The 23,891-nt window shown below is 60.7% G+C and carries 17 protein-coding genes, 3 pseudogenes and 1 riboswitch; of the genes and pseudogenes, 10 read left to right on the top strand and 10 right to left on the bottom strand.

Annotated elements, in window-relative coordinates; genetic code table 11:
- Positions 1 to 101 precede the first annotated feature (101 nt).
- Positions 102 to 1,631: a caspase family protein gene (locus tag ACERZ8_RS17590; RefSeq protein WP_407593443.1), complete on the top strand. Its 1,530-nt coding sequence runs from the start codon at positions 102 to 104 to the stop codon at positions 1,629 to 1,631.
- 107 nt (positions 1,632 to 1,738) lie between these two features.
- Here ACERZ8_RS17590 and ACERZ8_RS17585 read toward each other — a convergent pair whose 3' ends face one another.
- A complete protein-coding gene (locus ACERZ8_RS17585) occupies positions 1,739 to 2,356 on the bottom strand; it encodes a response regulator (RefSeq protein ID WP_407593442.1) in 618 nt (205 codons plus the stop codon).
- Between the two features lie 156 nt (positions 2,357 to 2,512).
- Here ACERZ8_RS17585 and ACERZ8_RS17580 point away from each other — a divergent pair, with 156 nt between their 5' ends.
- Together ACERZ8_RS17580 and ACERZ8_RS17575 are read left to right on the top strand one after the other, a co-directional pair.
- Positions 2,513 to 3,007 carry a molybdopterin-dependent oxidoreductase gene (locus tag ACERZ8_RS17580; RefSeq protein WP_407593441.1) on the top strand — a complete coding sequence of 165 codons (495 nt, stop codon included), beginning with the start codon at positions 2,513 to 2,515 and terminating at the stop codon, positions 3,005 to 3,007.
- A gap of 43 nt (positions 3,008 to 3,050) precedes the next feature.
- Positions 3,051 to 5,582, top strand: coding sequence for an ATP-binding protein (locus ACERZ8_RS17575; protein WP_407593440.1), 2,532 nt, complete (start codon positions 3,051 to 3,053; stop codon positions 5,580 to 5,582).
- Positions 5,583 to 5,668: 86 nt separating this feature from the next.
- Here ACERZ8_RS17575 and gcvP read toward each other — a convergent pair.
- From gcvP to rpiB, 5 genes and pseudogenes are all read right to left on the bottom strand, one after another.
- A pseudogene (gcvP, locus tag ACERZ8_RS17570) lies at positions 5,669 to 8,505 on the bottom strand (aminomethyl-transferring glycine dehydrogenase).
- A gap of 12 nt (positions 8,506 to 8,517) precedes the next feature.
- Positions 8,518 to 8,877, bottom strand: a complete 360-nt coding sequence (gene gcvH, locus ACERZ8_RS17565; protein WP_407593439.1) for a glycine cleavage system protein GcvH — start codon at positions 8,875 to 8,877, stop codon at positions 8,518 to 8,520.
- A gap of 16 nt (positions 8,878 to 8,893) precedes the next feature.
- Positions 8,894 to 10,018: a glycine cleavage system aminomethyltransferase GcvT gene (gene gcvT, locus ACERZ8_RS17560; RefSeq protein WP_407593438.1), complete on the bottom strand. Its 1,125-nt coding sequence runs from the start codon at positions 10,016 to 10,018 to the stop codon at positions 8,894 to 8,896.
- A gap of 161 nt (positions 10,019 to 10,179) precedes the next feature.
- Positions 10,180 to 10,264, bottom strand: a riboswitch (glycine riboswitch).
- 242 nt (positions 10,265 to 10,506) lie between these two features.
- Positions 10,507 to 12,391, bottom strand: a pseudogene (locus ACERZ8_RS17555) (methyl-accepting chemotaxis protein).
- Positions 12,392 to 13,087: 696 nt separating this feature from the next.
- Positions 13,088 to 13,540 carry a ribose 5-phosphate isomerase B gene (gene rpiB / locus ACERZ8_RS17550; protein ID WP_407593437.1) on the bottom strand — a complete coding sequence of 151 codons (453 nt, stop codon included), beginning with the start codon at positions 13,538 to 13,540 and terminating at the stop codon, positions 13,088 to 13,090.
- 437 nt (positions 13,541 to 13,977) lie between these two features.
- On the opposite strand from rpiB, the gene ACERZ8_RS17545 reads away from it, so the two are divergent.
- From ACERZ8_RS17545 to ACERZ8_RS17525, 5 genes and pseudogenes are all read left to right on the top strand, one after another.
- Positions 13,978 to 15,123: an ABC transporter substrate-binding protein gene (locus ACERZ8_RS17545; RefSeq protein ID WP_407593436.1), complete on the top strand. Its 1,146-nt coding sequence runs from the start codon at positions 13,978 to 13,980 to the stop codon at positions 15,121 to 15,123.
- 88 nt (positions 15,124 to 15,211) lie between these two features.
- Positions 15,212 to 16,132, top strand: coding sequence for a branched-chain amino acid ABC transporter permease (locus ACERZ8_RS17540; protein ID WP_407593435.1), 921 nt, complete (start codon positions 15,212 to 15,214; stop codon positions 16,130 to 16,132).
- Positions 16,129 to 17,111, top strand: a pseudogene (locus ACERZ8_RS17535) (branched-chain amino acid ABC transporter permease). Before ACERZ8_RS17540 ends, ACERZ8_RS17535 begins: the two are co-directional and overlap by 4 nt.
- A complete protein-coding gene (locus tag ACERZ8_RS17530; protein WP_407593434.1) occupies positions 17,104 to 17,856 on the top strand; it encodes an ABC transporter ATP-binding protein in 753 nt (250 codons plus the stop codon). The pseudogene ACERZ8_RS17535 and the gene ACERZ8_RS17530 overlap by 8 nt, the downstream one beginning before the upstream one ends.
- Positions 17,853 to 18,542: an ABC transporter ATP-binding protein gene (locus tag ACERZ8_RS17525; protein ID WP_407593433.1), complete on the top strand. Its 690-nt coding sequence runs from the start codon at positions 17,853 to 17,855 to the stop codon at positions 18,540 to 18,542. Before ACERZ8_RS17530 ends, ACERZ8_RS17525 begins: the two co-directional genes overlap by 4 nt.
- A 7-nt stretch (positions 18,543 to 18,549) precedes the next feature.
- Here the strand turns inward: ACERZ8_RS17525 and ACERZ8_RS17520 are convergent, their stop codons facing one another.
- The 3 genes from ACERZ8_RS17520 to ACERZ8_RS17510 are packed head-to-tail and all read right to left on the bottom strand — an operon-like array spanning position 18,550 to position 20,547.
- Complete coding sequence (locus ACERZ8_RS17520; protein ID WP_407593432.1) at positions 18,550 to 19,338, bottom strand: metal ABC transporter permease; 789 nt, start codon at positions 19,336 to 19,338, stop codon at positions 18,550 to 18,552.
- Positions 19,331 to 20,071, bottom strand: coding sequence for an ATP-binding cassette domain-containing protein (locus ACERZ8_RS17515; protein ID WP_407593431.1), 741 nt, complete (start codon positions 20,069 to 20,071; stop codon positions 19,331 to 19,333). The genes ACERZ8_RS17520 and ACERZ8_RS17515 overlap by 8 nt, the downstream gene beginning before the upstream one ends.
- A complete protein-coding gene (locus ACERZ8_RS17510) occupies positions 20,062 to 20,547 on the bottom strand; it encodes a transcriptional repressor (RefSeq protein WP_407594310.1) in 486 nt (161 codons plus the stop codon). The genes ACERZ8_RS17515 and ACERZ8_RS17510 overlap by 10 nt, the downstream gene beginning before the upstream one ends.
- 96 nt (positions 20,548 to 20,643) lie before the next feature.
- Here ACERZ8_RS17510 and ACERZ8_RS17505 point away from each other — a divergent pair, with 96 nt between their 5' ends.
- Positions 20,644 to 21,717: a zinc ABC transporter substrate-binding protein gene (locus tag ACERZ8_RS17505; RefSeq protein ID WP_407593430.1), complete on the top strand. Its 1,074-nt coding sequence runs from the start codon at positions 20,644 to 20,646 to the stop codon at positions 21,715 to 21,717.
- Between the two features lie 4 nt (positions 21,718 to 21,721).
- On the opposite strand, the gene ACERZ8_RS17500 is transcribed toward ACERZ8_RS17505, so the two are convergent.
- On the bottom strand, positions 21,722 to 22,951 hold the full coding sequence (locus ACERZ8_RS17500; RefSeq protein ID WP_407593429.1) for an FAD-binding domain-containing protein: 1,230 nt from the start codon (positions 22,949 to 22,951) through the stop codon (positions 21,722 to 21,724).
- 132 nt (positions 22,952 to 23,083) lie between these two features.
- On the opposite strand from ACERZ8_RS17500, the gene ACERZ8_RS17495 reads away from it, so the two are divergent.
- Positions 23,084 to 23,722, top strand: coding sequence for an ATP-dependent Clp protease proteolytic subunit (locus tag ACERZ8_RS17495; RefSeq protein ID WP_407594309.1), 639 nt, complete (start codon positions 23,084 to 23,086; stop codon positions 23,720 to 23,722).
- Positions 23,723 to 23,891 lie beyond the last annotated feature (169 nt).

The raw sequence follows: 23,891 nt of genomic DNA, 5'->3' as shown, positions 1-23,891 counted from the left end.
TTGCTACCATTCTGTCATGCGCATTATCTTCCTGTGTCTCGCCCTGATCCTCACACCCTTATTTGCCCACGCCGAAAAGCGTCTGGCGCTGGTGATCGGCAATGATTCTCTATGCCGAGGTCGATGATCTGCAAAAGGCGCGCGCCGATGCGACGGCCGTGTCGGAGGCTCTGGCGTCCAAAGGGTTTGTGGTCACCACTGTTCTGGACGCAGCAAGGCGCGACATGAATATGCGGATTTCCGAATTCACCGGCCAGCTTGATCCCGGCGATACGGCGGTGGTGTTTTACGCAGGCCACGGGGTCGAGATTGATGGCGAGAACTACCTTTTGCCGACGGATATTGCTGCGCCCGCGCGCGGCGAGAAGGACTTTATCAAATCCGAATCCATTGCGCTGTCCGGCCTGCTGGATCGCATCCGGGCGACGGGGGCACGCACCACTTTGGCCATAATCGATGCCTGTCGGGACAACCCGTTCAAAGGGTCCACGGGCCGTTCCATCGGTGGCACGCGGGGCCTTGGGCGCATCAACGCGCCCGAAGGTACGTTCGTGATCTTTTCAGCCGGTGCAGGCCAGACGGCACTGGACCGTCTGTCAAACGACGACCCGGCGGAAAATTCGGTGTTTACGCGGATGCTGCTGCCCCGCTTGCAAGTGCCGGGGGTCGAGTTGCGCGATATGATGTCCGGTCTGCGCCGCGACGTGCGTGATCTGGCGCGCACCGTCGGGCACGAGCAATTCCCGGCATATTACGATGAGCTTCTGGGCCAGTTCTATTTCATCCCGGCAGGGGGCAATGACGGCTCTGTCGCCCGGCAAACCGTCACGGCAGCACCAGCGACAGACGCCATCCGTGCGGATTTCGAGCTGGCACGATCCATAGGCACTCGCGAGGCCTACAGCGCGTTCATCGAACGCTACGGCGCGCGCAGCGACGAATTCACGGTGCAGATGGCCATGCAATTGCGCGATGACCTTGCAGGCGACGAACCGGCGGAACCAACCCCGACTGCGTCTGAGCGTCCGGCGCCGGAACCCGATACAACACCCGCCGACAGCCGCGAGGTCCTGCGCCAGACGCAATCGAGCTTGAACGCGCTGGGCTGCGATGCAGGCGTGCCCGACGGCGTGATGGGGCCACGGACCCGCATGGCTTTCCGCCGCTTTTTGTCTGCAACCGATACCGGGCTGGGGGCTGATGATCTGGGCACGGCGCACGCATTGCAGGCCATCGAGCGGCATTCAGGAACGATCTGCAAGGCGCGACCGGCGCCTGCCACACCCGCAGCGGTGAGCCCCCCAACGCCTGGCGCCTCGCCCAAGCCGGTGCCCGACACGCCGCGCTATTCCATGGTCGGCACGTGGAGTTGGTATGCGCAATGCCCGCTTGGGATCAAGGCGAACGGATCGACGGTGTATCGTTCGGCAGGAGGGACGGCGTTCACAGGCTCAATCAGCGGTACTGCGGGCGCTGCCACGGTGCGCGGTACACTGAACGGACGCAGTTATTCGGCCACCGAAGACTATGGCTGGATTCAGAACACAGCGACCGGCACGCTGTCGCAGGACGGTCGTTCCCTGAGTGCGCGGATATCGAATGGCTGTCGCGTCTCTGCACGCAAGAATTGATGCTGAACCTCTTGCTCGGTTTCTGAGTGACGGCACAGACATGTTTCAACGCGCCGCAGTTTGACGATACCTGTCCCGACAAGCGCGCAACCGTGCGCCCCCTGCGATCAAAAGAAGTGTTTTTCCTTGGCCAGCAGCGCCGCTTGGGTGCGATTCGAGACACTGAGCTTGGACAAAACATTCTTCACGTGCAGTTTGACCGTCACTTCCCGCACGCCCAGATTCCGGGCGATCTCCTTGTTCGACAGACCGATGCACAACTGCTCAAGCGTCTGTTTTTCACGAACGGTCAGGGTCGCAAAGGCACCCGAAGGTGCAGCGCCCGTGTCGGATATCCCATAGTCGAATGGAAAGTAACGTTCGCCCGACAGCACCAACTTGATCGCGTTCACAAGTGATACAGCAGTGAGGGATTTGGGAATGAACCCGTCTGCACCATGCTTCATTGCCGTGCTGGCGACATCGCGGTTCGCCACACCAGACATCAGGACCACCCGCGTGCCCGGATAGGCCATGCGCGCACGATCAAGGCCGTTCAGCCCATCCATGCCCGGCATGTTGTAATCGAGAATGAGCAGATCGATTGGATCGCCGCCGCGCATGGCCTCCAATGCGCTGTCCAGATCGGCGGCAGTCCGGACGTCGAAATCATCAACGCTTTCCAGATATGCGGCGATGGTGTCACGGACCAGATCATGGTCGTCGGCGATCAGGATTTTGGGCATGTCAGCAGCTTTCCCACTCTGTCCATATTCACAACCGGAAAACCGCGCGAAGACGTGGCAAACCTATACTTTGGTACAGGTGCCTATGCCAATGCCCGGAAGACCGATATGAACAACTGATTTAAACCTATTTGTGTCGGATTTGGAGAACCAAACATGGCTCGAATTCACCACTCACGGGCGTTCACCATCGTTTTGGCGCTGTTGATCAACTGGCATTCCCCAGTGCTTGCGCAGTCCAACATGGATCTGCAAATCACGGCGTCGGCCTCTGAATCCGACACCCTCACGCTCAGCCTTGCCGAACTGGATGCGATGGCACAGGTGACTTTTACCACCACCACCATCTGGACGGATGGCGATGTCACGTTTTCCGGCGTGCCGCTAAAGGCAGTGCTGGCAAGGGCCAACAAAAAGGGGAGCGCCGTCGAAATGGTGGCCTTGAACGACTACAAGGTCGCGATCCCCATGGCCACTATCGAAGATACTGTTCCGATCATCGCCACCCGTATGAACGGCGAACCGATATCGGTGCGGGACAAGGGGCCGTATTGGATTGTTTTCCCATACGATCATGACCCCAAATACCGGACTGAAACGATACATGCGTTCAGCATCTGGCAACTGAACCGGTTGAAGGTCGTGGATTGAACCGAGACATATGCGTAACGTGATCCCAGCAAGGAGGTCACGCGTGAAGCTCGGATTGAACCGCTACCGTATGACGGTGATGGCAGGCATTTGCCTGCTCATTTTTTTGTTGGCGATCATGGTGACGAACCTGCTGTCGCAACTGCGCGGGCTGTCCGCTGCAGCGCAGGACAACATGCAATGGAGCATCTCGCAGATCGACACCGAATTCGCAAACCTCGATGCGATGCTGATCGAGCAGATGGCCACCGGGCGGTTCCCGGACGACGAAGTGCAGTTGCGCGTCGACATTGCGCTCAGCCGGCTGAACATCATCAATTCGGGCCGTGCGGCAGAGATTTTCGAGGGCAACGCGCAAGCCGCAGACATGATCGCGCCGCTTAACACCTTTGCACGGGCGGCCGTGGCCCTGTCTGATGCGCCCGGTCCGCTGCGCGGTGAGGCCCTCGATCAAATGCACCAGCTTGTGCACGATGTGCGTCCGCACGCGCGCGACATCGCGCTGTTGGGTGTCAGCCTTGGGGCTGCGCAGTCAGAGGCGCGGCGTGCCCAGTTTGCAAGCCAATTGGCGCGAACGGGCGGGATTGCAATTGCGCTTTTGGTCCTGATGGCGATCCTGATGCTGTTCCTGGATCGGCTTTTGCAACGCGCAGCGCGCCGGGATGCAGCACTTTCGGCGTCTTCCGCACAGTTGTCATCGACCGTTGCGGCGTCACTGGATGCGATTGTGACGGCGGAGGCGACCGGGCGCATCGTCGGTTTCAACGCCTCGGCTGAACGTGTCTTTGGCTGGCGGCGCGATGAGATTGTCGGGCAAAAGATGGAAGACACGTTCATTCCGCACCGGATGCGCGCCGCACACACCAGGGGCGTGAAACGGTATCTGGAAACCGGTACACGACACTTCGTCGATGCAGGCCGGTTCGAAATGTCCGCACAACGCAAAAACGGCGACGAATTTCCGGTCGAGATGAACATCACGACGACGCAGGACGGCGACGAGACCAGGTTCATCGCCTATATCCGCGACATCTCTGCCCGCAAATCCAACGAACAGAAACTGATCGAGGCCCGCGACCGTGCTGAACAGACGGACAAGGCAAAGTCGCGGTTCCTGACCGTGATGAGCCACGAGATGCGCAGCCCGCTGAACGGCATTCTGGGTGTGCTCGATCTGCTCAAAACCACCAAGCTGGATGACCAGCAGGCGCGCTATGCCCAGATCGCGACATCATCCAGCGAGATCCTGTTGGAACATGTGAACGAAGCGCTGGACATCACGCGGATTGAAACGGGCGAGTTGCAACTGACGATGCAGGACTTTGATCTTGTGGATCTGATACAGGGGCTGGTTGACGTGTTCGATCCGCTGGCGCGGGAAAAAAACCTGACGCTTGCGTTGGAGATCGAGCAGAACGCGCGCGGACATTACCACGGGGATGCCGGACGTATTCGACAGATTCTGACCAACCTGATCGGCAATGCGATCAAATTCACCGAAACGGGTGGGATCGCCCTGCATGTCAGCGGGGATCATGGGCCGGAAACATCGTCGCTGAGGTTTGAGGTGATCGACACCGGAATCGGCATTCCACCTGATCAGCATGAGCAGGTGTTTGCAGATTTCTTTGCTCTGGCCCGAAGCGAAGGGCGACAGGCGCGTGGGGACGGGCTTGGCCTGTCGATCTCGCGCCGCATCGCGCGAGCGATGGATGGGGATGTGTCCCTCAAAAGTGCTGAGGGGAACGGGTCTGTATTTGTCCTTTCGCTGCCGCTTGAGCGTGGCGGAGCGGTGACTGATACGATGACGACGGACACACAACCGACGCCGATGCGGCCGTGCGACGTACTGATCGTCGAAGACAACAGCATCAACCGCCACGTATTGAGCGACATGCTGAGCACGATGGGCCACAGCGTGCATCAGGCGGTGAACGGCGCCGATTGCATCGACAAGGGGCGCGATCAGCGCTTCGACGTGATCTTTATGGACATCAGCATGCCTGTCATGGACGGGATCGAAGCGACACGCAGATTGCGCAGCGGTAATGGTGCGAATGCCCAGACACATATCGTCGGACTGACGGCGCATGGGCGTGAGGAATACCGCGAAATGGCTGTGGCCTCGGGCATGAACAGGTTCCACACCAAGCCGATCCGCCTTGACGCGCTGCGCACCGTCTTTGCCGATGTCACTCTGGACGAATGGCCCAAGGCCGACACCGAGCGGCCCCCTGACGCACTGGCAGAAATGGTCGAGCTGCTGGGACGTGACCGGGTGGCGTCAACGGCGGACAGGTTTCTGTCTGAACTCGCCGCTTTCACAGCGGATTTGCGGACCGGTATGACCATGCAGGACAGCGCGGTGATCGCCGAAGCTGCACACAAGGCCAAGGGTGCCGCATCCCTTCTGGGGCAATATGATCTGGAAACCTCGCTTGCCGCACTCGAAGAGGAGGCGCGCAATGACGCTTTGTTGGATGCGGAGACATGGGCGGCACAGCTTGACACTGCGGCGCATGATGCGCGCAGTGCCTTTGATGCCGCGTTGAGGCAGGTCGTCGGAAACCCCTGAGAACACTGTAGGATTTGGAAAAATAGGCTTCGACGACGACAACGCCTAGGGGCCCATGATAATCCAATCACACCAAATGCGAGCGCCTACGGTTTCGCGTAATCCTCCATCGGCGGGCAGGTGCAGGACAGGTTTCTGTCGCCCCAGACATTGTCGACACGGTTGACGGGCGGCCAGTATTTGTCGACCCGGAATGACCCGTTCGGGAAACATGCGCTTTCGCGGCTGTAGGGGCGGTCCCAATCCCGCACCAGATCCTCCATCGTGTGGGGTGCGTTCTTGAGCGGGTTGTTGTCGGGGTCCATGTCGCCGTCTTCAATCGCCTTGATTTCAGCGCGTATGCCCAGCATCGCGTCGCAGAACCGGTCCAACTCGGCCTTTGTCTCGGATTCTGTCGGTTCGATCATCAACGTCCCCGCGACGGGCCATGACATTGTGGGCGCGTGAAAGCCGCAATCGGCCAGACGTTTGGCGATGTCATCGACGGTGATGTGCGCGCTGTCGGCAAAGGGGCGCGTGTCGATGATGCATTCATGCGCCACCCGGCCCGTCGGCCCTTTGTACAAAACATCGAACGCTCCTTCGAGCCGTTTGGCGATGTAATTGGCGTTCAGGATTGCAACTCGCGTGGCCTGCGTCAGACCATCGCCGCCCATCATCAGGCAATAGGCCCAGGATATTGGCAACAGGGAAGGGAGCCGAACGCGGCGGCACTTACAGCACCCGTGCCACCGTTCGGATCGCCCGGCAGGTGCTCGGTCAGGTGCGCCTTGACGCCGATGGGGCCCATGCCGGGCCCACCCCCGCCATGGGGGATGCAGAACGTCTTGTGCAGGTTCAGGTGGCTGACATCGCCGCCCAGATCGCCCGGACGGCTAAGGCCGACCATCGCGTTCATGTTGGCCCCGTCGATATAGACCTGACCGCCTGCCTCATGCGTGATCTTGCAGACCTCGATCACCGTTTCTTCGAACACGCCGTGGGTCGAGGGGTAGGTGATCATGCAACCGGCAAGGTTGTCGCGATGTTCGTCCACCTTGGCTTTGAAATCGTCCACGTCGATATCGCCATTGCCCGCCGATTTCACGGCAACGACTTTCCAGCCGACCATCTGCGCCGAGGCGGGGTTTGTGCCATGCGCGCTCATCGGGATCAGGCAGATGTTGCGGTGGCCCTGACCTTGCGCACGATGCCAGCTTGCGATGGTCAGAAGGCCCGCATATTCGCCCTGTGCACCCGAATTGGGCTGCATTGAAATCGCGTCATAGCCTGTGATGTCACACAGTTTGGCCGACAGATCATCAATCATCTCGATATAGCCAGCGGCCTGTTCCTTGGGGCAATAGGGGTGGAGCAGCGAAAACTCGCGCCAGCTGACCGGCATCATCTCGGCGGCGGAATTCAGCTTCATCGTGCACGACCCCAGCGGGATCATCGCGCGGTCCAGCGCAAGATCGCGGTCGGCCAGCCTGCGCATATAGCGCATCATTTCCGTCTCGGCCCGGTTCATGTGGAAAATCGGGTGCGTCATGAAATCGGACGTGCGGATCAGCTTTTCCGGCATGTTGTAATGGGGGGTATAGTCCTTGTCCTGCCGCTCGACCCCGAAGGCGCGCCAGACTTTCTCGATGGTGGCCGGGCGCGTGCGTTCATCCAGCGTGATGCCGATGCCCGTGGTGCCGATGGCGCGCAGATTGACGCCTTCGTCCACCGCCGATTTGATCACCGCCGATTGCAGCGGTCCCACATCCACCGTGATCGTGTCAAAGAACGTGGCCGGACGCACGTCAAAGCCCGCCTGTTTCAGACCTTCGGCCAGACGGGCGGTTTTGCGATGGATGCGCTGCGCAATGGCCCTGAGGCCGTCTGGGCCGTGAAACACGCCATAAAATCCCGCCATCACGGCCAGCAGCGCCTGTGCGGTACACACATTCGACGTCGCCTTTTCCCGGCGGATATGCTGTTCGCGCGTTTGCAGGGACAACCGGTAGGCGCGGTTGCCATGGGTGTCGACGGACACGCCGACAATGCGTCCCGGCATGTTGCGCGCGTAATTGGCCTTGGTCGCCATATAGGCCGCGTGCGGGCCGCCATAGCCAATGGGCACCCCAAAGCGCTGGGTTGTGCCAACGGCAATATCGGCCCCCATTGCGCCCGGTTCTTTCAGCAGGGTCAGCGACAGCGGGTCTGCCGAGACAATGCCAATTGCCTTGTTCTCGTGCAGTTTGGCGATTTCATCGGTGAAATCCCGGATATGCCCATATGTGCCGGGATATTGGAAAATCGCGCCAAAGACGGCGCCGGCATCCAGGTCGCGCGGATCGCCGATGACGATGTCGATGCCAAGCGGTGCGGCACGCGTCTGCATCACGGCGATGTTCTGGGGGTGACAGTTTTCATCGATGAAAAAGCCGGTCACTTTCGCCTTGGAAATGCGCTGCGCCATGGTCATCGCCTCCGCGCATGCGGTCGCCTCGTCCAGCAGCGACGCATTTGCAATCTCAAGACCCGTCAGATCCGACACCATCGTCTGGAAATTCAACAGCGCCTCAAGCCGCCCTTGGCTGATCTCCGGCTGATAGGGGGTGTAGGCGGTATACCACGCGGGGTTTTCTAGGATATTGCGCTGGATCGCGGGCGGCGTGACCGTCCCGTGATAGCCCCGGCCGATGAGCGAGGTCAGCACCTTGTTCTTGGACGCGGTCACGCGCATGTGGTGCAGCAATTCGCGTTCGGACTTGGCCTTGCCGAAATCGAGCGGCTCTTTTTGACGGATGCCCGCCGGGATCGTGTCGTCGATCAGCGCATCAAGGTCTTTCGCACCCACCACGTCCAGCATCTCGTCCATTTCGGCGGGCGACGGCCCAATATGGCGGCGGTTCGCAAAATCGTAAGGCAGGTAGTCGGTGGGTTTGAAAGTCATGGTGTGCGTTCCTCAGCCGATCAGCGCGTTATAGGCGGTTTCGTCCATCATGCCGTCGAGTTGGGAGGCATCGGACGGCTTGATCTTGAAAAACCAGCCCTTGCCCAGCGGGTCGCTGTTAGCGAGGCTTGGATCGTCGGCAAGGTCGGTGTTCACTTCGGTGATTTCGCCATCGACCGGTGCCATGATGTCCGATGCCGCCTTCACGCTTTCGATCACAACAATTTCGTCGTCCTTGCTGACCACTGTGCCGACTTCGGGCAGTTCGACAAAGACCAGATCACCAAGCTGGGTGGTGGCATGTTCGGTGATGCCCACAACATAAGCATCCCCGTCGGCGCGCAGCCATTCGTGTTCTTCTGTGTATTTCATGGGTTTTCCTCTTTGGTTATCTTTTGAAGTTGGCCGCAACGAACGGCAGTTTCACAACCGTCACCGGTTGGCGCTTGCCGCGCAACTCGCCATAAAGAACGGTTCCCGGCAGGTGCAGGCCGTCGGCCACAATGCCCATGGCAACCGGCCCGTCGACTGTCGGGCCAAAGCCGCCCGAAGTCACAAAGCCGATCTGCGCACCACCGTCTTCGGTTTCAAACAGGGGCACGGCCTGCCGCATCGGCGCGCGGCCCTCGGGTCGCAGCCCGACACGGTGGCGATCCACGCCGTTTGTCAGGGCGCTCAGGATCGTGTCAGCGCCGGGAAAACCACCTGATCGGGGCCCATCGGCGCGCCGGACCTTCTGGATCGCCCAAGCCAGTGACGCCTCGACCGGGTTCAGGCCAGCATCCATGTCCTGCCCGTAAAGGCACAGCCCGGCCTCAAGGCGCAGCGAGTCGCGCGCCCCCAGACCAATGGCTTCGACATCACGGTGCGCCAGAAAGGTTCGGGCGAGCGCTTCGGCTTGGTTCGCAGGCACGGAAATCTCGTACCCATCCTCGCCTGTATACCCCGACCGCGACACCCAGGCTTCTGTCCCGCCCAACTCAAGTGTGGCCACATCCATGAAACGCATGTCCGCTGCGCGCGGATCAAGCGTGGCCAGAACCGTTTCGGCAGCAGGCCCCTGCAGGGCCAGCAGCGCGCGATCGGTCAGTTCCGTTACCCTCACATCAGGTTCCAGCGCCGCCTTCATATTTGCGATATCGGCGTCCTTGCAGGCGGCATTGACCACAACAAATACGTGGTCACCGCGGTTGGCCAGCATCAAATCGTCTTCGATACCGCCATCCTCGTTGGTGAAAAACCCATAGCGCTGCCGGTTCTCGCCCAGTCCCAGGACGTCGACCGGGATCAGCGTTTCAAGGGCCTGTGCCGCCGCTTCATATGTCGGGCCGCCCACGATCACCTGTCCCATGTGACTGACATCAAACAGCCCGGCCTTCGCACGCGTATGGAGGTGTTCCTTCAGCACGCCAAGCGCGTATTGGACCGGCATCTCATACCCGGCAAAGGGCACCATCCTGGCCCCAAGGGTCATGTGCAACGCATGCAGCGGAGTTTGCTTGAGGTCGGACATATCCCATCGCCTTCTGCCTAGCCGACGAGATTTGCGTGAAATCAAGCGGCACCATATCAGACGCAGACAAGTGTCTGCGCGTCGGTGCCTCCTCTGTCCTGCGTGCCTGAGATCATTATCCCTTCGGCGGATGCGCTGGGCATCACTCTCCAGAGTCTTGTGGCTTTGCGTTGGTCCTGTGGCCTGAGAGTTTCCGAGGCAGTTGCTCCTTCGGCACCAGTGATCTGGTTCTCCCAACGTCAAGCGTCCCGAGTTTCGTATCGGAAACACCATCGGGATGGCAAGGAGTATCTCGCATGGGGGTCTTCACGATGACTGGTATGGCGAAGTGAACTGCGTGGTTTGGTCGGAGCCAGCGTTGGGTTTTGAGCATTTGCGCTGGTCAGTGTGCGTGACTGAGGCTCAAATGTGGGGCTTGTTTGCGGCCCGTAACGACCGGCAAGGCCGACAACGAATACGCGGACTGTCTACGCCCCGTTCACATCAGGCTATGCAGACCGCGCCAAGACGGTCTCTTCCGCCTCAGTCTGCTCGAAGGTTTCATTCTCGGACGGCGGAGGTCGGGTCGAAAACCGTTGTATCTGCAGGGTCAGGTCCTCCACCACGCGCGTCAGATTTTGCGACGCGGCTGTGGTTTCCTGGAACATGGCTGCGTTTTCCTGCGTCACCTGATCCAGTTGGCCCATCGCAGTGTTGATCTCACCCACGCTGGCGGACTGTTCCTGCGTGGCCTCTGCGATGTGCGAGACATGGTGCGAGATGTCGGACACCGACGCGATGATCTGCTCCAGAGCGTTGCCCGCATCCCCAACCAGCTTGGAACCGAGGTCAACGCTTTGGGTTGACGACGCGATGGAGAGTCCCGATCTCACTGGCGGCCTCTGAGGACCGTTGGGCAAGGGCGCGCACCTCTGATGCGACCACAGCAAATCCGCGTCCTGCATCGCCAGCGCGTGCTGCTTCAACGCCTGCATTCAAAGCAAGAAGGTTGGTTTGAAAGGCGATATCGTCGATGACTTTCACGATGGACTGGATCTCGGTCGAACTTTTCGAGATGTCGTCCATGGCCGCAACAGCTTCGTGAACAACCTTGCCCGAGGCTGTCGCGTTTTCCCGGGCCGTGCTCACGATGTCATTGGCACTTTGCGCGCCCTCGGCCGAGCTTTTGACGGACGCGCTGATTTGCGACACGGCGGCTGCGGTTTCTTCAAGGGTTGCTGCCTGGCTTTCCGTGCGTCGGCTCAATTCTATGGCGCTGTTGGTCACGCCTGCGACTTCCGACTGGATTTTGTCTGTCCCGGCCACGACGGACCCGATTGCTTCGTCGAGGCGTGTGATCGCCGTGTTGAAATCCTGCCGGATACGGTCGTTCGAACCCGCAAACGCGTCGTTGATCCGGACGCCAAGGTCGCCGTCTGCCAGCGCGGCAAGCGACGCGCTCAACGCCTCGATCATGGAATTCTGCTCGGATTGCAGGCGAGTCCTTTCGCGTTCTATCGCCGCTTTTTCATTGTGTTTCTGTGTGACGTCCGCGGCGATCAGTACTGTGCGTTTGAGATCACCATTGCTGAAATGCACCGGGCCGAGGCCACCCAGCAGATATGACGTGGCCCCCGTCTTGCCTTCGATTTTGATTTCACCAAACATCGCGACTGACGGATCGGCCGGAGCGTCGTCGACAAAAACCGTATCAGCGAACCGGCAATCCAGTGCGTCGGGGTCCAGTCCGGCAAGTGTGTAAAACGCCTCATTTGCGTCCATGAGTTGTCCATCCGCCCCGAACTCTGCGCGTGCCTGATTTTCGTGGAGTGACTGCAGAACGGCCGCGTTCAACCGCTCTTCGGAGACGTTATCCCATTCAACCACATATCCAATGCGTTCTCCCTCGTCGCTGTCGATACGCGAGATTTTGAGTTCGAGCGTGACGTCGTCCATCTCAAGGCTGGCGTCATGACCATTTGCGCCCAACGCCCCCAACATCTTGCGTTGCATGTCCGGGTTTTTGTGAAAGATGTCAATGGATTGACCGATGATCGTGTTCGGGTCAAAGGCCGGGATGCGCGACCTGACGACGTCTTTGTGCCGGGTCAAAAGGTTTATGACGGCAGTGGAGGCATAGACGATTTTGAAGTCGGCATCGGCAATCATGATGCTGGCCGACCCGCAATCCAACGCGGTGCTTTTCATGGCCGCATCTGTGTGCGCCGCTGCGGAATCGGCTAGCTGTTCCCGGAACGCAGTCAAGGCAACCGAAACGGCATGAAACTCATTGCCGGATTTGAATTCGGGAATCTGGTGGTCGAAATCACCGGCGGCAATTCTTTTTGTCGCGGTTGCGATGGCCAACATGGGCTTTGCCAGAATGCGGTTCATCATCAGGGCCGCCAACACCAGCATAACCACTGCCAGGACAAGCGCCATCTGCAGTGCTTCGCGTTTTGCGTCCAGCACAGCGGCGGAAAACACGTCGGTCTGCCAATCGCCCGCGACAACGCCAACCACATCCTGGTCGGGACCAAACAGGATGGGGTGCGCTATGATCAACCTGTCGACATTGGTGCGCGTCTGGCCGTCTGCCAGAACCTCTTGGGCAATGGCACGCATCATGCGGGACGAATTTCCGTCACGCATTTTTTCCATCAGGATTGCACCGTCGCGGTCCAGCACGACGACCCCTGCGGTACCGCGATTCATGGATTTTTCAGTGGTGTACATGACTTCGGCCACGGCCTCGGCATCCTGCGCCTGAACGATAGGCGCAATATGTTCAGCGAGATGGGCCACGATTTCGTCGCCGAATTCCAGAACCATGTCCGTTGCCAATGCGTTTGACGCCTGCAGCGATTTGAACGTCAGCACACCGACGATCAGCGCACAGAAAACCACCAGCAAAACAATGCACTTGAAGAAAATCGAATGCACGGACGCAATGGGGTTTCCACTGGCACGCATTTTGGGTTCGCCCATCTGAGGATCCTTGGTGATTCTGGCGGGCGCAGAATTCCATGGCCTCCTTAAGAAGTTGCAAATTGCTCACATCAGACGCGCAGTTGTGCAAAACCGGGGTGTTCAGTCCCCAGCGACGGGCTCAATCATATCGACGCGGGTTGCATGGCGTCCGCCCTCGAATTTCGACGCAAGGAACGCATCGACGATTTCTATGGCCAGCCCTTCGCCCACAACGCGCGCGCCAAGCGCGAGCATGTTGGCATTGTTGTGCTGGCGGATCATGCGGGCCGAAAACGTGTCAGAACACACACCGCAACGGATACCCTGCACCTTGTTGGCGGCCATCATGATGCCCTGACCTGTGCCGCACAGGACAATGCCCAATCCACAATCGCCCGATGCAACCCGCAGGGCTGCCGCGCGCCCGTGTTCGGGGTAATGCGTGCTTTCCGGCGTTGTCGGTCCGATATCCTCAACCTCCCATCCAAGGCCGGAGATATGGGTTGCGATGGTCTGACGCAAAGCGATGGCGGCGTGATCGCTCGACAAAACGACGCGCGTATTGGGTGTCATGGTGGTCTGTGTCCCGGTCTGGTGTGCGATTGGAAGCAGGTCTTAACCGGGGCGGGGACGAGAGACCAGATGTATGACCTTCGTGCTGCGGACTGATTGCCGGGTGAGGGAGTAGGCCGAGGATGACGCAAGCCATGCGTGCCGAGAGGCTGCATTTTATTGCGTGAAGCGAGTATCGAGCGGGTTCGAAGGCGGCGATACTCTTGCAATGGTGACTGTGGATAACTTATTTATGAAGAATTATCATGAATTTATCATACATACCTCAAGCTACACATGAGATGTGAAAACCGATCACTCACCCAAGCCCCAATCCGGAAAACGCGCCCGTATTGCACCGCATTCCACCCAATCGGCTTGACAGGACGGGACGGGATAAGTGCTTGATGGCCCCAGAAAACCGGGGCGAATGCACCGATACAATCAGGGAGTGAATAATGCGCATCAAACATATGGTGGCAACGGCGGTCTGTATGGCCGCGATGGGTTCGTTTGCAGTCGCGGACGGGCATGGCGGCAAGGTCAAAGTGGGTATGATCACCACGCTTTCGGGCGGCGGTGCGGGGCTTGGCATTGACGTGCGCGATGGCTTTTTGCTGGCGACCAAGGGCAACGACATGATCGAAACGGTGATTGAGGACGATCAACGCAAGCCCGACATTGCCGTTGGCCTCGCCGACAAGCTGATCCAGTCTGAAAAGGTTGACGTGCTGACGGGCATCATCTGGTCAAACCTCGCGATGGCGGTTGTCCCGTCGGCCACGGCGCAGGACAAATTTTACCTCAGCCCGAATGCAGGACCCTCGGCACTGGCCGGGCGCGGGTGCAGCCCGAACTATTTCAACGTCAGCTGGCAGAATGACGCGTTTTCCGAAGCAGCAGGCGCCTATCTGAGCAATGAGGGCGTCGGTAAAGTGTTCCTGATGGCCCCCAACTATCCTGCGGGTCAGGACATGATGGCCGGGTTCAAACGCTTTTTCAAAGGCGAGGTGACCGAGGAAGTCTATACCACACTGGGCCAGACCGACTACGCCGCTGAAATCGCGCAGATCCGCGCCAGTGACGCCGATCAGGTCTATTTCTTCCTGCCCGGTGGCATGGGGATCTCCTTTATGAAGCAATATGCAGGTTCGGGCGTGGACAAACCCGTCGCGGGCCCGGCGTTCAGCTTTGATCAGGGCATTCTCGGCGCGATTGGCGAGGCGGCCCTTGGGGTCAAGAACACCGCGCACTGGTCCAAGGACCTCGACGTGCCGGGCAACGCCGAATTCGTCGAAGCGTTTCAGGCGGAATACGGGCGCCTGCCATCACTTTACGCAGCGCAGGGCTATGACACTGGCCTGTTGCTGGTGTCCGCCGCTGCCAAGGCGGATGTGTCCGACGCCGATGCGTTCCGGGCGGCATTGAAAGAGGCCGATTTCCAGTCGGTGCGTGGTGAATTTGCCTTTGGCGACAACCACCACCCGATCCAGACCGTCTATATGCGCGAAGTGGTCAAGGAAGGCGACATCGTCACCAACAAGGTGATCGGCGTGGCCGCGACAAACCACACGGATGTCTACGGCGCTGACTGCAAGATGTAAGCCATGTGTCCCGGCCTCGGTGCCGGGACAGTTTCCTCAATTTTGTCAAGGGCCTGCCGGGTAAGTGTGCGCGGCAGGGCAGGGGTAGATGACCACCCTTTTGCTGATCGAGCAGGTGTTGAACGGGCTGCAATCGGGGATCATGTTGTTCCTGATGGCCGCTGGTCTGACGCTGATTTTCGGGGTCATGGGCCTGATCAATCTGGCCCATGGTTCACTCTACATGATCGGGGCCTTTGCCGCCGCCGCCGTCGCGGGCGCAACGGGGTCATTTGTGCTGGCGTTGATGGCGAGCCTTGCTGCCGCCGCCGCTGCGGGTGCGATCGTCGAGGTGACGGTAATCCGGCGGCTCTATGACCGCGACCACCTTGATCAGGTGCTGGCCACCTTCGCACTGATCCTGATCTTTTCTGAAGGGACGCGGTGGCTCTTTGGTTCGTTCCCGCTGTACCTGGACGTTCCATCGGCCTTTGCAGGCCCCGTCACGCTGCCCGGCGGCATTCAATATCCGGCCTATCGGCTGCTGATCATCGCCGTGGGGCTTGCGGTTGCGGTGGGTCTGTTCCTGCTGATCGCGCGCACGCGCATCGGCATCCAGATCCGCGCCGGTGAAAGCGACCGCGAAATGATCGGGGCCTTGGGCGTTGATATCTCGCGACTTTACACGATTGTCTTTGCGCTTGGGGCCGCACTCGCAGGGCTTGCAGGTGCACTTGTCGGTGCAATCCAGTCCGTGCAGGTGGGCATGGGCGAACCGGTGCTGATCCTCGCCTTTGTCGTGATCGTCATCGGCGGGATCGGGTCGATCAAGGGCGCGCTGGTGGGTGCCCTGCTGGTCGGGCTGACGGACACGCTGGGCGGTGTGCTGCTGCCGCTGGCCTTCGGTGTATTTCTCGATGCGTCCACCGCCACCTCAATCGGCTCCGCTTTGGCATCCATGGCGATCTACATCCTGATGGCCGTTGTCCTGATCTACCGCCCCACGGGCCTTTACGGGGCCGCACCATGACGCGCGAGGGGGCGATCAACACAGCCGTGTTCCTCGCACTTCCGCTGCTGGCCGTGGCGGCACTGATTATGGACGAACCGTTCACCATCACTCTGGCCACACGCGCCGCGATCCTTGCGCTCGCGGCGGTGGGGCTCAACCTTGCCCTTGGGCTGGGTGGTCTGGTCAGCCTTGGGCACGCGGTATTCTTCGGGTTGGGGGGCTATGCAATGGGCATCCTTGCCAGCCACGCCCAAAGCTATGCACCACTCTATGACGGATGGATCGTGATCGAAGGCACCAAGTCCATGCCGGTGATATGGCTGGTGGCCATCCTCAGCAGTGCCCTTGCCGCGCTGATCATCGGTTTGCTGTCTTTGCGCACCTCGGGCGTCTACTTCATCATGATCACGCTGGCCTTCGGGCAGATGTTCTACTATTTCTCGATTTCCTGGCCCGCCTACGGGGGCGAAGACGGCCTCAGCATCTATGTACGCAACGCCTTTCCGGGGCTCAACACGCTGGAGCCGATCCAGTTTTTTGCCCTCGTCTTTGCCCTGCTTAGCCTCGTTCTCTGGGGGATGAGCCGGATTGCCCGATCCCCTTTGGCATGGCGCTGAGCGCAGCGCGCCAGAACCCGGCGCGTGTTGAAACCGTCGGCCTGTCTCCGTTCCGTCTGCGCCTTGTGGCCTTCGTGATCTCCGGCGCTGTGACGGGGCTGGCGGGCGCGCTCTTTGCCGATCTCAACCGCTTTGTCTCGCCCACCATGTTCAGTTGGCAGATGTCGGGCGAATTCATCGTCTTCGTGGTTCTGGGCGGCATCGGGCGGCTGTTCGGCCCGGTTGCGGGGGCATGCCTGTTCGTGTTGCTAGAACACACGCTCAGTGGTGTCAGTGAGTTCTGGCTGATCTATGTCGGGGCGATCCTGCTGTTGGTGGTGCTTTTTGCCCGGGGTGGTCTGATCGGATCGCTGGCCGGCCGCGAGGTGGCGGATGACTGAGGCGCTGCTGGATATCAAAGGGCTGCGCAAGAGCTTTGGTGCGCTGAGGGCCACCGACAACGTGAGCCTGACATTAAACCCCGGCGAAATCCACGCGCTGATCGGGCCCAACGGGGCGGGCAAATCCACGCTGATCGCGCAGGTCGCTGGCGGGCTGTCACCGGATGCCGGGCAGATCGTCTTTGCAGGTGCGGATGTGACACCGCTGGGCACGGCGGCGCGCGCGCAGGCAGGGCTGGGGCGCACCTTTCAGATCAGCGCACTGGCAATGGAGTTTTCTGTTCTGCAAAACGCCGTTCTGGGCGCGCTTGGGGCAGGCGGGTCGGTCTGGCGGTTCTTCAAGCCGGTGATGCGGGATGCCGAGTTGCGCGCCCGGGCCGAAGCGGCACTCGAGCGCGTCGGCCTTATGGAACATGCCGCAAAGCGCACCGCAGACCTCAGCCACGGGCAGCGCCGCTTGCTGGAAGTGGCCGTGGCGTTGACGCTGGAACCCAAAGCGTTCCTGATGGATGAACCGATGGCGGGGCTGGGCGGGGAAGGGTCAAAACGCATGACTGCCTTTCTGGACAGTTTGCGCCGCGACGCGCCGATCCTGCTGGTCGAACATGATATGGACGCTGTTTTTGCGCTGGCTGACCGGATTTCAGTGCTGGTCTATGGCCAGATCATCGCCACCGGCACAGCAGAAGACATCCGCGCCAACCGTGATGTGCGCGCTGCCTATCTGGGTGAGGAGATGCCGTGAGCTTGCTTGAGATGCGCGGGATCGAGGCGGCCTATGGACCGTCGCAGGCGCTGTTCGGCGTCGATCTGACTGTGGGCGAGGGCGAGGTTGTCGCGCTGATGGGGCGCAACGGGATGGGCAAATCCACGACGATCAAGGTGCTGTGTCGCCTGTTGCGGCACTCTGGCGGCGATGTGCGCTTTGACGGGCAGGACATGGCGCATGTGCCGCCGCACCGGGCCGCGCGTGCCGGTATCGGGCTGGTGCCCGAGGGGCGGCGCTGTTTTCCGAACCTCACAGTGTTTGAGAACCTGATCGCCGCCGCGCGCCCCGGCCTGTGGGATTTCGATGGCGTTGCGGCCTTGTTTCCGCGTCTTGCCGAACGGCGCGATCAGGGCGCGCACAGCCTGTCGGGGGGCGAGCAGCAGATGCTGGCCATCGGGCGCGCGCTGATGACAAATCCGCGCCTGCTGGTGCTGGACGAGGCGACCGAGGGGCTGGCCCCCGTGGTCCGGCAGGAAATCTGGGCCGCGCTGACACGCCTCAAGACCGAGACCGGCCTTGCCCTGCTGGTGGTCGACAAGTCGCTGGCTGAATTGCGCCGGATGGCGGATCGCGCGGTGATCATCGAACGCGGGCGATCCGTGTGGGACGGATCGCTGGATGCACTGGATGGGACAGTGGCCGACACCTATCTGAGCGTCTGAGTGGGCGTCAGGCGCGCAAACGACCGGCAATGGCCGTCAGACAGAACAGAGCTGCGGCGACACAGACGATTGTGGGGCCCGTCGGCGTGTCGAACTGGAAAGACGACCCAAGACCCGCAATTGCAGCGCCCGACCCGATGGCGGCGGTGATCAGCGCCATCGCCTCGGGCGTGCGCGCAAGCGGGCGTGCGGCGGCCGGCGGGATGATCAGCAGTGCGCCGATCAGCAGTGCCCCGACCGCCTTGATCGCGACAGCGACGGTCAAAGCCAGCGCGATCGTCAGCACCATCTGCTCTGCGCGCGAAGATATGCCGCTGGCTTGCGCAAGATCGGGGTTCAGCGTGGCCGTCAGCAGGCGTTGCCAGCGCCAGGCCAGAAGGCCGATGACCGCTGCCGCACCGGCCCAGATGAGGCCAAGGTCGAAAACCGTGACCGCAAGGATATCGCCAAAAAGATAGCCCATGAGGTCCATCCGTGCGCCTGACAGGAACGACACAGCAACCAGACCAATGGCAAGGGCGGCATGGGCCAGCACGCCCAGCAACGTGTCTTCGGCCAGTCCGCGCCCCGACAGCCCTTGGACCATCAGCGCCATGATCAGGGCCGTCGCCAGCACACCCAGCATGATCGGCCCCTGAAAGGCGAGCGACAGCGCAACGCCCAGCAGGGCCGCATGGGCAGTTGCATCGCCGAAATAGGCCATCCGCCGCCACACCACGAAACAGCCCAAAGGGGCGGCCGCAAGTGCGGTGCCGATACCGGCCAGACCTGCGCGTACCATGAAATCATCAAGCATGGTCGTGCTCGTGTTCGTCGTGGTGGTGATGATCGTGATCGTGTTGATGGCGGTAGATCGCGAATGCGCCTTGTGCGCCGGTGCCGAACAGGGCGCGGTATTCGGGCGCGTCCTGCACCACCTCTGGCGTGCCTTCGCAGCAGACATGGCCGTTCAGGCACAACACCCGGTCCGAGGCGGCCATGACCACGTGCAAATCGTGGCTGACCATCAGGACAGCGCAGTTGAGGTGGGTGCGGACATGGTCGATCTTGCGATAAAAATCCGCGGCACCCGGCTGGTCCAGCCCTTGTGTCGCCTCATCGAGGATCAGCAGGTCCGGCGACATCAGCAGGGCGCGGGCCAGCATGACGCGCTGAAACTGGCCCCCCGACAAGGTGCGCATCTGCGCTTCGGCCAGATCGGGTACGCCTGCTTCGCTGAGCGCGCGAGCCATTGCGTCGGCCTCGTGACGAATGGGCAGGCACAGGAATCGCCGCACCGTGAGCGGCAGCAAGCCGTCCATATGCAGGCTTTGCGGAACATATCCGATGCGCAGACCGCGCACAGTATCCACAGTGCCCTGCAGTGGTTTAATTGCGCCAATCAAGCCCTTGATAAGAGTTGATTTTCCCGATCCGTTCGGCCCGACCAGCGTTACGATCTCGCCGCGATCGATGTGCATGTCGACATCGCGCATCACCGTTTTTCCGGCTTGCTGCAGGGTCAGTCCTGTGGCGGTGATCAGGCGCATGGCGGGTCCGGCTGGCATTGCGGGCACAGGCCAAGCGCTTCGATGACGGTGTGGCTGATGGTGAACCCAGTGGCGCGCGCGACATCACCCAGGCGGCCCTGGGTTGCGTCGGTTTCGGCCTCGGCCACGGATTTGCAGCTTGTGCAGATCAAGAAGGCGGGCGCGTGATCCTGGCCCAGATGGGCACAGGCGATATAGGCGTTCAGCCCTTCGATCTTGTGCGCAAACCCGGCAGAGGTAAGGAAATCAAGCGCGCGGTAGGCGACAGGCGGGGCCGTGCCCAACCCTTCCTTTGCAAGAACGGCCAGCAGGTCATACGCTCCCAGCGCGCGATGCTCTGCCAGCAGGATTTCAAGCGCGCGTCGACGGATGGGCGTGAATTTCAGTTTGTTCTCAACACAATACGCTTCGGCCCGCGCAAGTGTCGTGCGCACGCACTGCGCGTGGTCATGAGAATGAAAGCCGATGGCGGACATGTGCGGGGTCTGGTCTTTCTGCGTCGCGTTCGGGATTGATATGTTATACCATAACATTTAGCAAGTAGAAGAATCATCAATCTGGCAGGAGTGTACATGCGGTATCTGGCTTTGGGTCTTGGAATTATTGGGACAGGCGCGGTCGCGGATGTGCCGCGCGTTGCGGTCGATATTGCGCCGGTGCATTCCATCGTGGCGGCCGTCATGGGCGATCTGGGTCAGCCTGCGTTGATTGTACCGCCCGGTGCGTCCCCGCACGGATATTCAATGCGCCCGTCCGAGGCGGCAACGCTTGACCGAGCCGATCTGGTGGTCTGGATGGGGCATGGCCTTGCCCCATGGATGGAAGGGCCGGTGGAGAGCCTTGCAGGCGACGCTGTGGTTCTGGAATTGCTCACCCTGCCGCAGACGCAGCTGCTGGACATACGTGAGGGCGCAACATTTGCCGCGCATGATCACGATCATGGGGATGAACACGGGCATGACGATGCACATGACGCGCATGACGACACGCATGAGGATCATGCAGACGACCACGCACATGAGGACAAGGCAGACGACCACGCCGAGGATCACGCGCACGACCATGCAGAAGCGCATGACCATGACGCGGACAAGGCCCATGACGAAGATCACGCCGATGCGCACGACCATGACGCACATGAGGGCGGCGACCCGCATGCCTGGCTCGACCCGGACAACGCGATGATCTGGGCTGGCGTGATTGCCGCGCAACTCGCGGATCTGGATCCGGAGAATGCCGACACCTATGCGGCGAACGCCACAATCTTTTCAAACAATATCAATTCACTGAAAGGCGATATTGAAGCACAAATTGCCTCGGTCAAAGGCCGCCCCTTTGTCGTGTTCCACGACGCCTATCACTATTTCGAACACCGCTTTGGACTTGAGGCGGCGGGCGCTGTGTCCGCCGGTGATGCGGCCGCACCCAGTGCCGCGCGGCTGTCCGAATTGCGTTCTGAAATCGCGTCTCTGGGGGCCGTCTGTGCGCTGACAGAGCCGCAATTCAATCCGGCCATTCTGGATGCGCTTGGTGCGACCCAACTGGGCGAGATTGACCCCATTGGTGCCACCCTGACACCTGGGCCGGAACTGTACGGCCAGTTGCTTGCGAATATGGCGACGTCCCTGACCAACTGCTTGAAATAATGCCCTAATCTGCTGGTGTCAGACCACGCATCTGGCCCAGCAGCTTTGGTATCTTATCCTTGAAGCGGAAAAACCCGTGTGTTGCGTGCGGCCACGCCGCGCTGTCATAGTCACGCCGCACCTGCCGGACCGGCGGTGCGCCCTCGCGCCGGGACAATGCGTGCACAAGCGCGGCGGCGGGGCCGACGGGTGCGTAGGGGGTTGCGATCTGTTCCAGCCCGGCGGCGTTCGCCCACGCGCAAAGGGCCTGCGCCGTTGCGTCGGGGTGCGACATGGCCCCCAATCGCGCCCCGAACCGCGCTACAGTGTCATGGGCGGCTTGGGCCGCAAATTCAGTGACATGCGGGGCGACGGTCAGGGGTGACAGACGCGCACGCGCCGACACAACGGCCGTCGCAGCCGGTGCGATCCCCTGATCCAGTAGAAAGCCGGGGCTCAGGTCGTCTTTGTGCAGGATCAGACCGGTGCGGGCTGCGAGGTCTGGTGCTGCAAGATCAGCCAAAGGTGTGATGTCGGGCTTGGGCGGGCCGTCAAGCGCAATTGCTTCGCCCGCCAGTTGCCATTTGGGGGCAAACCGCCCTTCGGTATATTTCGAGATGTTGGAGGTGCGTGCCAGATAGGTCTTGCCCGGTGTCTGTATCCCCGCCACCCAGCGCCAGCTCAGCGTGTTGGAGGCCGGATCGCCATCCAGCAGATGCCGCAGAAAGAAATCCGCGCCCAACTCCCACGGCAGCCGCAGCGTGAAAACCCAGATCGAGGCGAACCACATGCGCGCGTGGTTGTGCATGTAGCCGGTGTCGACCAGTTCCTGCGCCCATGCGTTGAAACAGTCGATCTCGGTCTCGCCCTTGCAGGCGGCTTCCCACCTTTCGCGCAGGCCCGACTGGGTCTGCACATCGTCCAGACACCGTTTCAGAGAGGTCTGATACTGGTCCCACACGCCCGGGCGCAATTCCAGCCAGCCCTTCCAATAGGTGCGCCAGAACACTTCCTGAATGAACTTTTGCGCCGCCGACGCGCTGTGACGGCCAAGGACGGCCTCAAGGACCTCTGCCTCGGTGATCAGACGGGCGCGCAGATAGGGCGAGAGGGTCGACACACCAACATGGCCATCCCGCCCCAGATCATAATTGCGTCGCGCAGCATAGTCGCGCCCGGCATGGGGCACAAAGCGCTGCAACCGCTCAAGGGCGGCAGTGCGGGTCGGCGGGAAACGGGTCAGGGCATCCTTCATGACGCCTCAGCTAGCCGCATCGAAAGCCACTTCAAGCGGTCGGGTGGTCTTGCAGCCCCCGGCACCGATACTAAGACCTCGGGTAAGATGTTTGCGGGTATGGTCTCGCAACACTTTGACGAGGCAGAACCCATGCGTGATCCCATCGAACAATTTGCTCATATTACCAACAACCTGGTGCCCATGGTTGTGGAACAGACCAGCCGGGGCGAGCGGGCCTATGATATCTTTTCCCGCCTGCTGAAGGAGCGGATCATTTTCGTGAACGGTCCGGTGCATGACGGCATGTCGCAGCTGGTCGTGGCCCAGTTGCTGCATCTTGAGGCGGAAAATCCCTCCAAGGAAATCAGCATGTACGTCAATTCGCCCGGTGGCGTGGTGACGTCCGGCCTGTCGATCTATGACACGATGCAGTACATTAAACCCAAGGTGTCGACCCTGATCTGCGGCATGGCGGCCTCCATGGGCTCCGTGATCGCCATCGGCGGCGAGCCGGGGATGCGCTTTGCCCTGCCCAACTCCGAAATGATGGTGCACCAGCCCTCGGGTGGGTCGCAAGGGATGGCCGCCGACATCCTGATTTCGGCGCGCCATATCGAGCGGACCCGCGAGCGTCTGTATCAGCTTTATGTCAAACACTCGGGTCAGGATTACGACACTGTTCAGCAGGCGCTGGACCGCGATTCATGGATGACCCCGGAAGAAGCCAAAGAATGGGGCCATATCGACGAAATCGTCGAAAACCGCGCCAAGGATGACGACGACAGTTAAGGCGCTCGCACAGGCTTTGAACAAAGGCCGGGCAGGCGCGACATTTTGAGGCTCGCGCAGGCCCTCACAAGGGAAAAAGACGATTGTGGACCCCGCGGGGCTGGCCTAAGCTGGCGCAAGCGGGGCACATACCGGATTTCGATCCGGTTCCAAAAGACTGCGGCATCTG

The sequence above is a fragment of the Tateyamaria armeniaca genome, assembly GCF_045797845.1.
Taxonomy (GTDB): Bacteria; Pseudomonadota; Alphaproteobacteria; order Rhodobacterales; family Rhodobacteraceae; genus Tateyamaria; species Tateyamaria armeniaca.
Note: the sequence above shows the minus strand (reverse complement) of the source record. Positions and strands in the feature narration are given on the sequence as shown.

What these genes read in the sequence shown, in the direction of transcription:
- ACERZ8_RS17580 (WP_407593441.1), top strand. Translation starts at nt 2,513, where the DNA reads ATGGCTCGAATTCACCACTCACGGGCGTTCACCATCGTTTTGGCGCTG.
- ACERZ8_RS17500 (WP_407593429.1), bottom strand. Translation starts at nt 22,951, where the DNA reads ATGAAGGATGCCCTGACCCGTTTCCCGCCGACCCGCACTGCCGCCCTT.
- ACERZ8_RS17520 (WP_407593432.1), bottom strand. Translation starts at nt 19,338, where the DNA reads ATGCTTGATGATTTCATGGTACGCGCAGGTCTGGCCGGTATCGGCACC.
- gcvT (WP_407593438.1), bottom strand. Translation starts at nt 10,018, where the DNA reads ATGTCCGACCTCAAGCAAACTCCGCTGCATGCGTTGCACATGACCCTT.
- ACERZ8_RS17515 (WP_407593431.1), bottom strand. Translation starts at nt 20,071, where the DNA reads ATGCGCCTGATCACCGCCACAGGACTGACCCTGCAGCAAGCCGGAAAA.
- ACERZ8_RS17590 (WP_407593443.1), top strand. Translation starts at nt 102, where the DNA reads ATGATTCTCTATGCCGAGGTCGATGATCTGCAAAAGGCGCGCGCCGAT.
- gcvH (WP_407593439.1), bottom strand. Translation starts at nt 8,877, where the DNA reads ATGAAATACACAGAAGAACACGAATGGCTGCGCGCCGACGGGGATGCT.
- ACERZ8_RS17495 (WP_407594309.1), top strand. Translation starts at nt 23,084, where the DNA reads ATGCGTGATCCCATCGAACAATTTGCTCATATTACCAACAACCTGGTG.
- rpiB (WP_407593437.1), bottom strand. Translation starts at nt 13,540, where the DNA reads ATGACACCCAATACGCGCGTCGTTTTGTCGAGCGATCACGCCGCCATC.
- ACERZ8_RS17510 (WP_407594310.1), bottom strand. Translation starts at nt 20,547, where the DNA reads ATGTCCGCCATCGGCTTTCATTCTCATGACCACGCGCAGTGCGTGCGC.
- ACERZ8_RS17545 (WP_407593436.1), top strand. Translation starts at nt 13,978, where the DNA reads ATGCGCATCAAACATATGGTGGCAACGGCGGTCTGTATGGCCGCGATG.
- ACERZ8_RS17585 (WP_407593442.1), bottom strand. Translation starts at nt 2,356, where the DNA reads ATGCCCAAAATCCTGATCGCCGACGACCATGATCTGGTCCGTGACACC.
- ACERZ8_RS17540 (WP_407593435.1), top strand. Translation starts at nt 15,212, where the DNA reads ATGACCACCCTTTTGCTGATCGAGCAGGTGTTGAACGGGCTGCAATCG.
- ACERZ8_RS17530 (WP_407593434.1), top strand. Translation starts at nt 17,104, where the DNA reads ATGACTGAGGCGCTGCTGGATATCAAAGGGCTGCGCAAGAGCTTTGGT.
- ACERZ8_RS17505 (WP_407593430.1), top strand. Translation starts at nt 20,644, where the DNA reads ATGCGGTATCTGGCTTTGGGTCTTGGAATTATTGGGACAGGCGCGGTC.